Raw genomic sequence first — 10049 nt, 5'->3', positions numbered from 1 at the left:
CAGTGGATCGATGAACTGAGACCGATGTTCGGGCCGACGGGCCACCCTGCGCTGTTCCTCTCCGAGCGAGCTGGACGTCTCTCTCTGAGGTCGATCAACCGAGCGTTCAACGACGCCCGCGAGGAAGCGGGCCTGCCCGGAGAACTGGACTTGCACTCGCTCCGCCACTCCTACGTGACCCACCTGATCGAGTTCGACTACCCGGAACGCTTCGTTCAGGACCAGGTAGGCCACCAATACGCCTCCACCACAGCGGTCTACGCCGGCGTCTCAGACGATTACCGGCATCGGCTGCTTCAGCGCGTCATCGACCGGGACCGACACCGATGGGAGATCACTCATGATCCGCAAGATGGGCTATGACTGGCACTTGCGCCAGCTCATGGCAACGCATGGCATGTTCCAAACGAGCGACCTGCTTCCACTCCTCGAGGAGCGAGGCATTCATCTATCACGGGAGCAGGTCTACCGGCTGGTGACCCAGCCGCCGCAGCGGCTGTCCATGGACACCCTCGCAGCGCTGTGCGACATCCTCGGGTGTGGGCCGGGAGACCTCATCAGCGTGTCGGTGGTGAATCGGGAGGTTGCCAAGACCGGCACGACGGCAGCTCGTGAGCAACCTCCCGTTCGACGCACGACAATCCGGCGGCCCAAGGGTCTATGACGTGCTCTCCTGGCCGACTGATCCACGGCTGGTCGAGGCGATCTGTCGGTTGCTGGACAACCCCGACGTCCGGGACTCTGTTGCCGAGATTCTCGGTGGGCTCAACCTGTACCCCAAGGTCCAAGCCAAGTTGCTCAGCTACTTGGACAGCCACCCCGATGCTCTGGTGTCAGGACGATCGGACGGCCCTGCAAGTCGCCTGCGCCTTCTCAAGGCCCTTGCCGAGACACACCCAGGGCTCGTCGTCCCAGCCAAGTGCTCGGGTTGCGGGCGTCAAGTGGTTCTCAACCGCTGGGGCGCCAACGGCGACCGAGTCTGCGGCACCTGCTATCTCGCCAATCGGCTTGTCCCCTGCGGGCGTTGCGGCCGCATCAGGCCAGTCGGCGGCCGCCACTCCACGGATGGCCTGGTCTGCACGGCGTGCATCAGGCATGATCCGGCGCGTCGCCAGGAATGCTCCCTCTGCGGCCGGGTCAACCCCGTAGCAGCCCGAACTCCAGGTGGCGAGCCCCTGTGCCAGACCTGCCGACCGCGGGAGAGCTTCGTCTGCCTGAGTTGCGGGCGCACGCACACGGTGAAGAGCCTCAACGTCGCCGGTGGTGCCTTGTGCTGGGCCTGCTACAAGCGTCACCACAAGCAGGCGTGTTCTGACTGCGGTCGAGAGCACGCGCAGGTCCCCCGGCGGGGACCACGGGGGGAGCGACTATGCGACCGATGCTGGGACCCGAGACCGGTCTCTTGCCGGGACTGTGGCAAGGGCACGTCGCCCAAAGTCAGGCGGGTCAATGGCGGGCATCTCTGTTACGCCTGCTACGTCCTCAGTCGCCCGCAACGACCCTGCGGGGCGTGCGGTCGTACCTCGCCCGTGTGGGCCGAGCTTCCCCTCGGACCTGTGTGCAGCGCCTGCTACCAACAGATCCGCACCAAGCCTCACCCTTGCTTTCAGTGCGGCGAGAGTAGACCCCTGGTCGGGATCGCCAGCGGTGATCGCCGGATCTGCGGTGCATGCGCGGGCCAACGACGCCCGTGGACCTGCCACGCCTGCGGTGTCCTCGCTGCTCCCTACTCTCGTGGACGATGTCCGAGGTGCACCGCTCAGGAAGAACTGATGTCTGTGATCTCACGCGACGGTGATGTGGTTGAGAGCCTCAGACCGCTGCTGGACTACTTCGACATCGAGAACCGCCCCATGACCGCGATTGGCTGGACGCGCAGCCGATCCGCGGCCATCCTTCGCGAACTCCTCAACGGCAAAGGTCTGAGCCACGAGGCGCTCGATGCCGAGAACAACACCGCAGCCGCCAACTTCCTTCGAGCACTTCTCATGTTCACCGGAGTCTTGCCAGGTCGTGCATCGGAACTAGACGACACCCTTGAGTGGCTGACCCAGCGACTTGGCGCCGTACAGCCCCAGCACCAGACGATCGTTCGACGGTACGCGATGTGGCACGTACTGCGACGGGCGAAGGGGCGCCCTCACCGCCCGGCAACTCGTCATCACGCACGCGAACGTCTCCTCCTCGCCCTACGCCTTCTGTCGTGGCTGGAAGCCGAAGGGCATGGGCTCCAAGAGTTGTCGCAGTCGGGGTTCGACCGTTGGCTCGCCAATGGACCGCCGGCTCGCGTGGAGATCCGTGACTTCATCAGCTGGGCCCATCGCCAAGGCTTGGTGGACGAGCTGCGGGTACCGCTGCGGCGACATAGCCAGCCATCGGAGTTCCTCCCCACGGATCGGCGCTGGGAGACGCTTCACCGGTGCATCGTCGACTCCTCACTTCCGTTAAACATCCGTGTGGCTGGCGCCCTCCTTCTCCTTTTCGCCCTCGGGCCGACCGCCTTGACCACGATGAGCGTGGAACAGGTCGTCGAACATGAAGGCCGCGTCGAACTCATCGTCGGGCGAACGCCGATCCACCTCCCTGACTCTCTAGCGGATCTCGTGCTGCAGCAGCGGAAAGTGGCCGAAGAGTCGATGAGCGGCTGGCTCTTCCCCGGTCAACACCCCGGCCGACACCTCAACCCCGGCAGTCTGGCAGCACGCACGAAGCAGTGCTTGGGAATCGGAGTCCGTCCTTCCAGGAACGCCGCACTCGCGCATCTCGCTAAGGAGCTGCCCGTCCCCGTACTCGCGGATTACCTCGGCCTGGCACACACCACCGCTTCCCAGTGGGCTGCCCTGGTCGAGCGCCAGTGGACTGAGTACGTCGTCCTGCGCCGAGCTCAGGATCCGGCGTGAGGAACGCTGGTCGGGTTGAACACCGCCAGGCGCTTACCTCAGGATCCACGCGGGCGCCAGGCCTCCCGCCGTCGGTCGTCAACCTCGCCGGCGGCTGCGTTGACCGCGATTGGTGCGTGTCGGTGGCGGAGACGTCCCCGTCGTGCGGAACAGGTCGACCCATGCCATCGTGCTCATCGACTTGGGCACGTCGGATCCCGCGAGTCTGTGCTTGAGCAACCAGGACGTGGCGTCCTTCGGACTTCCGAGGGCGGTATTGCGAGCGAGAATCTGAGCCAATCCGTGTCCCGGACCGGTGTACACCCGATGGACAAGGGCCTGAAAGCGGCGACGATCGCGCATGCGGATGGGCGGGTCTGGGCAGCGCCGGATCGCCATCAGGCCTCCGTCGACTCCCGGAGCCGGGGTGAACGCTCGGGCCGGCACGCGACCGTGAAGGGTGAACTCGAACCATGGTGACCATTGAGCGGTCATCATGCTGGCTCCACCCACGCCGGCCCGTCGTCGGGCAACCTCCCACTGGACGAGTAGCACCGCGTCGGTCCACCCGGGTGCATGCAGGATGTGGCGGAGGATGGCAGTGGTCTGGTGGAAGGGGAGGTTCCCGACGAGCACGTGCGGATAGTCAGGGATCCTGTGCTTGAGGAAGTCGCCCTCGGTGATCGTGGCGAGACCAAGCTCTTGGTTGAGCTTTCGGGCGAGACGGGGGTCGATCTCGACGGCGTGGACGGGTCTACCAAGGCTCAGGAGTGGGCGGGTTAACGCGCCCTCGCCTGGTCCGATCTCCAAGATCGGTCCGCACGTGTCGCGGACCAGGTCGATGATGCGTCGGATCGTCTGGCGGTCGGTGAGGTAGTTCTGGCCGTGCTCGTGACGGCCGTGGCGGTAGGTGGGCACTGCTTCGCTCCGTTGTTCGTGGCGGAGCCGGGCATGGCATAGCGGCCGCCCGGCATGACTCCGGGGGCGGGAGCGTCACGAAGAGAAGTGCTGCTCGCCGCCGTCAGCGGCTGCGCAGGCGCAGCGAGGCAGTGCCCTGAACCAACATGCCCACCACCCTAGAGCACGGACCAGGAAGTTCCCATCGAGTATCTGAAGTACCGCCCGCGCTCACACGATGCCCTCCCTGTGAGCATTCCCCCGGCGGTGCGGACGCCGCGTCGGTCATTCCAGGGTCGAGAACTCGCAGGCTGCGAAAGGAGAACTGTGCTCACCCCGAATAGTGCACCCCTACCAGTAGCGCCGCTGCCGGGAAGTAAGTCCGCGGTTTGGACCCACATACGGGTCCTAACCGCGGACCTATTTCCGGGGAGGAGATGTCGGTGTCGCGTCGTAGTGTCGTGGCGTGCATCCCAGCCGAGTCGGGGTCCTTCTCGTCGACATTTTCCAGGAGTCGTATGCCGCAGCCGCCGCCTTCTGGTCTGCGGCGCGGGGTCCGAGCGTGGGCAAGGAGACGCGCCGCCGGGGGAGGATCCCTGCTAGGTGCTCGCCCCCTTATCGGGTAGGGAACTCTTCCAACTGCAGCGCACCGGCGCGGGCACGCCACCGCGAATCCACCTCGACATCGAGACCGACGACGTGCCGGCCGAGGTCGAGCGCGTCCTGAAGCTTGGGGCGAGTGTGGTCCGAGCAGAGGCAGGGATACGCCATCATGGCCGATGCCGCCGGCCGGCGCTCTGCGTCGTCCCCGTGCAGACCGGCGCCGACTTCGAGCACCACGCGATCACGTGGGGACGGTGAACGGCTGCCCGGTGAGCCGCTCGCACAGGTCCCACAACCCGGCGGCGGCCGTTCGGTCGTGCGACGCCGCGCTCGACCCCACCGGCCTCGGATGGCCGCGCAACTCCCGGAAACTATCCGGACCGACATACGTGCCGCCCGGCAGGTCGGGGACGATCGCGGCATACAAGGTCGGCAGTGCACCCATGGCCGCCGACTGGGCGATCAGCGGGATCTTGTTGCCCACAGCCATGATTCGGTCCTGATAGGTCTGCGTCTTCGACTGTAGATTGGTCGCGGTGTAGCCCGGGTGCGCAGCGACCGACCGCAGCCGCGACCCGGCGGCCGTCAGCCGCCGCTGCAGCTCGTAGGCGAACATCAGGTCGGCCAGCTTGCTCTGGCTGTATGCCGCCCACGGCGTGTAGCGGCGACCCTCGAAGTTCGGGTCGCCCAGGTCGAGCCGGCCGGCCCGGTGCACCCCGGAGGACAAGGTGACGACGCGATCGGTCAGCCGCGGCAGCAGCAGGTTGGTCAGCAGGAAGTGCCCGAGAACATTGGTCGCGAACTGCAGTTCGTAGCCCTGCGCCGAGGTGGCCCGCGGCACCGCCATGATCCCCGCGTTGTTGACGAGCGTCTCGATCCGCCAGTCTGACACCCCGTCGGCGAAGGCCCGGACCGAGTCCAGATCGGACAGATCGAGGGCGCGAGTCTCGTGCGAGCCCGGCACAAGAGCGCGCGCCTCGTCCGCCTTGGCGACATTGCGGCAAGCAAAGACGACATGAGCACCCTTGGCGCACAGCGCTTTTGCGGCTTCGAAGCCGATCCCGGAGTTGGCCCCGGTCACGACGAACACCCGACCGCTCTGGTCGGGGATGTCCTCAGCGGTCCACTTCGCCGACGGCTCGCCCTTCGCCCCCAGCCGGATCAACCCGCGAACCGATCACGGGCAGCCACGAACGCCGCTGCGCAGGCTCGCACATCGTCCTCGCTGTGCGCCGCTGACAACTGCACCCGGATCCGTGCCGCTCCCTTGGGCACCACGGGATAGGAGAAGGCGATGACATACACGCCGTCGGCGAGCATCGCGTCCGCGATCTGTGTCGCCTGCCGCGCCCCGTCCTCGCCCCGGAACATCACCGGCACGATCGGGTGCTCACCCGGCAGCAGCTCGAAACCCGCCTCGCCCATCAGCGACCGGAAGAGGGCTGCGTTGGCCGTCAACCGGATGCGCCCCTCCGACGCGGTGCTCGCGATCCGAAGTGCCGCAAGCGAACCCGCCACCACACTCGGGGCCACCGCATTGGAGAACAGATACGGACGCGAGCGCTGACGAAGCAGGTCGACCACCTCACGATGGCTGGAGATGTATCCGCCCGATGCGCCGCCGAGCGCCTTGCCCAGGGTGCCGCTGAGGATGTCTACGCGCTCCTGCACGCCGAAGTGCTGTGGGGTCCCAGCCCCCGTGGGCCCGATGAACCCCACGGCGTGGGAGTCGTCGACCATCACCAGCGCACCGAACTCGTCCGCCAAGTCACAGATGGCCGGCAGCGGCGCGAACGAGCCGTCCATCGAGAACACGCCGTCGGTGACGATGACGACCCGCCGCGCGCCGGACTGCCGAGTCGCCTCGAGCTGAGCGCGCAGGTCGTCCATGTCGGCGTTGCGGTAGCGATATCTCGCGGCCTTGCAGAGCCGGATGCCGTCGATCAGCGAGGCGTGGTTCAACTCGTCCGAGATGATCGCGTCGCCCTCGCCGAAGAGCACCTCGAAGATGCCGCCATTGGCGTCGAAACAGGAGGAGTAGAGGATGGTGTCCTCCGTGCCGAGGAACTCCGACAGGGCGCTCTCGAGCTCCTTGTGCTGCGCCTGGGTGCCGCAGATGAACCGGACGCTCGCCATTCCGAAACCCCACTCCTGCAGGGCATCCCGGGCAGCGGCGAGCACCTCGGGATGGTCGGCCAGACCCAGATAGTTGTTGGCGCAGAAGTTCAACGCCTCCCCACTCGTCGTCGCGATGTGCGACGACTGGGCGGTCGTCAGCTGCCGCTCCGCCTTGTAGAGGCCGGCCGCCCGGATCTCCTCGAGCGTCGCCAGGATCTCGTCGCGTACTGCGCCATACATCCGAATCAGTCCTTCCAGTTCATGACGACTTTGCCGCACTGCCCCGACCGGGCGATGTCGAAGGCTTGCGCCCACTCCGCGGCCGGCACCCGGTGAGTGATGACGGAGGACACGGCGCGGGTGAGTTCCGGCGAGGTCTGCAGCATCGCGCCCATGGCGTACCAGGACTCGAACATCTCGCGCCCGTAGATCCCCTTGATCGTGAGCATGTGGGTGATGACCTTGCCCCAGTCCACCGGATACTCGGTCTTGGGCAGGCCCAGCAGGGCAACCCGCCCGCCGTGGTTCATGTTGTCGATGAGTTCCTGGACGGCGCTCGGTGCACCCGACATCTCCAACGCGATGTCGAAGCCTTCGCGCATCCCGAGTTCGCGCTGCGCGTCGCGGATCCGAGTATGGGCAGTGTTGACGACCAGGTCTGCCCCCGCGCCTTTGGCGAGGTCGAGACGGAAATCGGAGATGTCGGTGGCCACGATATTGCGGGCGCCGGCGTGCCGGGCGATCGCGACCGCGATGACCCCGATCGGGCCGGCGCCGGTGATCAGCACGTCCTCACCGACCATGGGCCATTGCAGCGCGGTGTGCGTCGCGTTGCCGTAGGGGTCGAAGATCGCGGCAAGGTCCGGATCCATGCCCTCGGGTTGCACGTACGCGTTCATAGCGGGGATGACGACATAGTCGGCGAATGCCCCGTCGCGGTTGACGCCGACACCGATCGTGTTGATACACAAATGCCTTCGCCCGGCCCGGCAGTTCCGGCAGTGGCCGCACACGATGTGGCCCTCGGCGGAGATGCGATCCCCGACGCGCACGGCGGTCTCCGGCACGTCCTCTCCGACCTCGACGACCTCGCCATAGAACTCGTGCCCCACGATCAGCGGCGGCTCGAGTGTCGAGGCGGCCCAGTCATCCCAGTCCTGGATGTGCAGATCGGTGCCACACAGGCCGGCCCGCAGCACCCGGACCTTCACATCGAGGCTCCCGCAGGGTGGCTCGGGAACGTCCATCATCTCCAGGCCCGCGTGGGCCCCGGTCTTCACGAGCGCGCGCATTGCATCCTTCCTCGGGTGGCTGTTGTCAGCGTATGCCGCGGGCCGCCCGCAGGGGTGGGAGGATCGGAGCCATGATCGATCACTTCGGGATCAACTGCTCCGACTTCGAGGCCAGCAAGCGCTTCTACGACGGCGTCCTGGGAATTCTCGGGCACTCCAGGGAGATGGATTTCGGGGCGGCCATCGGCTATGGCTCGGAGGGCAAGCCGGCGTTCTGGATCAGCAAATGGCCTGGGGCAGAACCCAACCGGGAGATGCACGTAGCCTTTGCGGCGCCGGACCTCGCGACCGTGCACGCCTTCTACGACAAGGCGATGGAGCTGGGCGCCGAAAGCCTGCACGCGCCGCGACTGTGGCCCGAATACCACCCTGGCTACTACGGCGCCTTCGTGCGCGACCCGGACGGCAACAACCTCGAGGCCGTCTGCCACGACGCGCCACCCGAGGCGACCGCCGCTAGCTAGCCCGGCGCGTCGCCCCGATCGGGGCCCGCTGCGCGTTGGTGACGATGGCGTCGACGATCTCGCCGATACGCGGACGAGGCAGGTCGTGCGCCATGTCCGGGAACATCAGCAGCCGCGAGCCGGGGATCGCCCGGGCCGTCGCGATCCCGCCGCTAGGGGAGACGAGGCGATCGAGGAGGCCGTGGATGACCACGGTCGGCACGTCGAGCTGCCGCAGCTGGGCGGTGCGGTCCGGGGCCGCGAGGATGGCGAGAATCTGGCGGACCCGCCCGATCGGCTCGGCATCCCGCTCGACGGACAACTCGATCATGTGCCGCATCTCCGTCTCGTCGAAGTGCGGACCGGAGATCTGCCGCCACGCGTTGAGCGCGAAGTCGACGGCCTGCTCCCGCGAGCTGGGGCGCGGGGTGAGGAAGCTCTTGCGGAACTCGTTCATGAAGGAGGCCGCCGGCTTGCCCTGCAGCCGGCTGCCGGTGTTGGACATGATCGAGGCCAAGGTCGCCACCTGCTCCGGGTGTCGGATCGCGACCTCTTGCGCGATCATGCCGCCCATCGACACTCCGACGATGTGGGCCTTCGGCAGGTCCAGGTGCGCGATGAGCGCGGCGGTGTCATCGGCCATGTCGGCCAGGTGGTAGTCGGGCCGCGCCAGCCGGGGCGAGGCGGCGCCGCGCAGCACATCGCGCAGGACGGGAGCGGGTCCTTGAGTCTTACCGGACAGTCCGATGTCGCGATTGTCGAACGGGATCACGCGATACCCCCGATCGACCAGGGCGCTGACCATCTCCGGCGGCCAGGCGATCATCTGGGTCGCCAGACCCATGATGAGCAGCATCGGCTCCCCGCTGCCGTGCTCCTCGTAGCAAATGGTGGTCCCGTTGACCTCGGCGTTCGGCATCCTTCGATTCAATCACCATCCTGACGGGTGGGGCTCGACGCGTCGTGCCACTCCCGTCACACGCAACGGCCCGACACGCGCCCGGTCCCGCGCTCCTGGCAGGCTTGGCCGTATGCCGCACCCGCCCCGTTATCGCGAGGACGACCCCCTCCTGGCACGCGTGCGCGGGATCGCGCTGGCCATGCCCGGGGCGAAGGAGAAGATCTCGCACGGCACGCCGAGCTTCTACACCGTCAAGATCTTCGCCCAGTACGGCGCGGCCATCAAAGGCGACCACGACTCGTGGGCCCTACGCCGCTCGCTCGTCTTCCTTCCCGACGACCAGGAGCGGCCGGCGCTCGAGGAGGACCCCCGCATCCACGTGCCCGCGTATGTCGGTGCCTACGGTTGGCTGGCCCTCGACCTGACCCCGGGGGAGCCGGACTGGGACGAGGTCCGAGAACTCCTGGACGCCTCATACCGCAACACGGCGCCGGCGAGGCTCATCCGCGAACTCGACGCCACCTGATCGCCCCGGCGTGGCATACGGTTGCGGGGTGAGCGACTCGAGGACCCCGCTGTCCATACTCGACCTGGCGTTCGTGGGCCACGGCCAGCCGGTCGCCGAGGCGCTGGCGCAGTCGGTCGAACTGGCGCAGCACGCGGAGGCGACCGGGCGCTTCGAGCGGATCTGGTATGCCGAGCACCACAACATGCCCGCCATCGCCTCCTCGGCCACGGCGGTTCTCATCGCCCATGTCGCGGCCCGCACCGAACGGATCCGCCTCGGCGCGGGCGGGGTCATGCTGCCCAACCACGCCCCGCTCATCATCGCCGAGCAGTTCGGCACCCTGGCCGAGTTGCATCCGGGACGGATCGACCTGGGCCTCGGGCGCGCCCCGGGCACCGACCAGGTCAC

General features: G+C 67.2%; 12 protein-coding genes. 7 read left to right on the top strand and 5 right to left on the bottom strand.

The window, feature by feature from the left end:
• The 3 genes from BN11_RS20115 to BN11_RS20105 form a co-directional block, all read left to right on the top strand.
• On the top strand, positions 1-363 hold a 363-nt coding region (locus BN11_RS20115; protein WP_048700202.1), incomplete at its 5' end, for a tyrosine-type recombinase/integrase.
• Complete coding sequence (locus BN11_RS20110) at positions 341-664, top strand: helix-turn-helix domain-containing protein (RefSeq protein ID WP_048700200.1); 324 nt, start codon at positions 341-343, stop codon at positions 662-664. The genes BN11_RS20115 and BN11_RS20110, both read left to right, overlap by 23 nt.
• 1108 nt (positions 665-1772) lie before the next feature.
• The gene (locus tag BN11_RS20105; RefSeq protein WP_048700198.1) at positions 1773-2900 is read left to right on the top strand and encodes a hypothetical protein; all 1128 of its coding nucleotides are present in this window, start codon (positions 1773-1775) and stop codon (positions 2898-2900) included.
• A 78-nt stretch (positions 2901-2978) separates the two neighbouring features.
• Here BN11_RS20105 and erm read toward each other — a convergent pair whose 3' ends face one another.
• Positions 2979-3797, bottom strand: a complete 819-nt coding sequence (gene erm / locus BN11_RS20100) for a 23S ribosomal RNA methyltransferase Erm (RefSeq protein ID WP_048700196.1) — start codon at positions 3795-3797, stop codon at positions 2979-2981.
• A gap of 582 nt (positions 3798-4379) precedes the next feature.
• Between erm and BN11_RS23215 the strand changes: the two genes are divergently transcribed.
• Entirely contained in the window at positions 4380-4637 is a 258-nt protein-coding gene (locus tag BN11_RS23215) for a VOC family protein (RefSeq protein ID WP_157044304.1), read from the top strand.
• On the opposite strand, the gene BN11_RS20090 is transcribed toward BN11_RS23215, so the two are convergent.
• The 3 genes from BN11_RS20090 to tdh are packed head-to-tail and all read right to left on the bottom strand — an operon-like array spanning position 4621 to position 7789.
• Positions 4621-5544: an oxidoreductase gene (locus tag BN11_RS20090; RefSeq protein ID WP_235435566.1), complete on the bottom strand. Its 924-nt coding sequence runs from the start codon at positions 5542-5544 to the stop codon at positions 4621-4623. The two genes, BN11_RS23215 and BN11_RS20090, sit on opposite strands and share 17 nt — an antisense overlap.
• Positions 5541-6737, bottom strand: coding sequence for a glycine C-acetyltransferase (locus tag BN11_RS20085; protein ID WP_048700192.1), 1197 nt, complete (start codon positions 6735-6737; stop codon positions 5541-5543). The genes BN11_RS20090 and BN11_RS20085 overlap by 4 nt, the downstream gene beginning before the upstream one ends.
• A gap of 5 nt (positions 6738-6742) precedes the next feature.
• Positions 6743-7789 carry an L-threonine 3-dehydrogenase gene (gene tdh / locus BN11_RS20080; protein ID WP_048700190.1) on the bottom strand — a complete coding sequence of 349 codons (1047 nt, stop codon included), beginning with the start codon at positions 7787-7789 and terminating at the stop codon, positions 6743-6745.
• Between the two features lie 71 nt (positions 7790-7860).
• Between tdh and BN11_RS20075 the strand changes: the two genes are divergently transcribed.
• Positions 7861-8253 carry a VOC family protein gene (locus BN11_RS20075; RefSeq protein ID WP_048700188.1) on the top strand — a complete coding sequence of 131 codons (393 nt, stop codon included), beginning with the start codon at positions 7861-7863 and terminating at the stop codon, positions 8251-8253.
• Here BN11_RS20075 and BN11_RS20070 read toward each other — a convergent pair.
• Positions 8246-9151 (bottom strand): alpha/beta fold hydrolase, encoded by a 906-nt coding sequence (locus BN11_RS20070; protein ID WP_048700186.1) that lies wholly within the window; start codon positions 9149-9151, stop codon positions 8246-8248. The two genes, BN11_RS20075 and BN11_RS20070, sit on opposite strands and share 8 nt — an antisense overlap.
• A gap of 112 nt (positions 9152-9263) precedes the next feature.
• Between BN11_RS20070 and BN11_RS20065 the strand changes: the two genes are divergently transcribed.
• The gene (locus BN11_RS20065; RefSeq protein WP_048700184.1) at positions 9264-9659 is read left to right on the top strand and encodes an MmcQ/YjbR family DNA-binding protein; all 396 of its coding nucleotides are present in this window, start codon (positions 9264-9266) and stop codon (positions 9657-9659) included.
• Positions 9660-9687: 28 nt separating this feature from the next.
• Positions 9688-10049: MsnO8 family LLM class oxidoreductase (locus BN11_RS20060; protein ID WP_048702070.1), on the top strand; the 362-nt coding region annotated here is incomplete at its 3' end.

It is taken from the genome of Nostocoides australiense Ben110 (assembly GCF_001050535.1).
GTDB lineage: Bacteria > Actinomycetota > Actinomycetes > Actinomycetales > Dermatophilaceae > Nostocoides_A > Nostocoides_A australiense.
Note: the sequence above shows the minus strand (reverse complement) of the source record. Positions and strands in the feature narration are given on the sequence as shown.

What these genes read in the sequence shown, in the direction of transcription:
- BN11_RS20110 (WP_048700200.1), top strand. Translation starts at nt 341, where the DNA reads ATGATCCGCAAGATGGGCTATGACTGGCACTTGCGCCAGCTCATGGCA.
- BN11_RS20085 (WP_048700192.1), bottom strand. Translation starts at nt 6,737, where the DNA reads ATGTATGGCGCAGTACGCGACGAGATCCTGGCGACGCTCGAGGAGATC.
- BN11_RS20065 (WP_048700184.1), top strand. Translation starts at nt 9,264, where the DNA reads ATGCCGCACCCGCCCCGTTATCGCGAGGACGACCCCCTCCTGGCACGC.
- BN11_RS20075 (WP_048700188.1), top strand. Translation starts at nt 7,861, where the DNA reads ATGATCGATCACTTCGGGATCAACTGCTCCGACTTCGAGGCCAGCAAG.
- tdh (WP_048700190.1), bottom strand. Translation starts at nt 7,789, where the DNA reads ATGCGCGCGCTCGTGAAGACCGGGGCCCACGCGGGCCTGGAGATGATG.
- BN11_RS20105 (WP_048700198.1), top strand. Translation starts at nt 1,773, where the DNA reads ATGTCTGTGATCTCACGCGACGGTGATGTGGTTGAGAGCCTCAGACCG.
- BN11_RS20070 (WP_048700186.1), bottom strand. Translation starts at nt 9,151, where the DNA reads ATGCCGAACGCCGAGGTCAACGGGACCACCATTTGCTACGAGGAGCAC.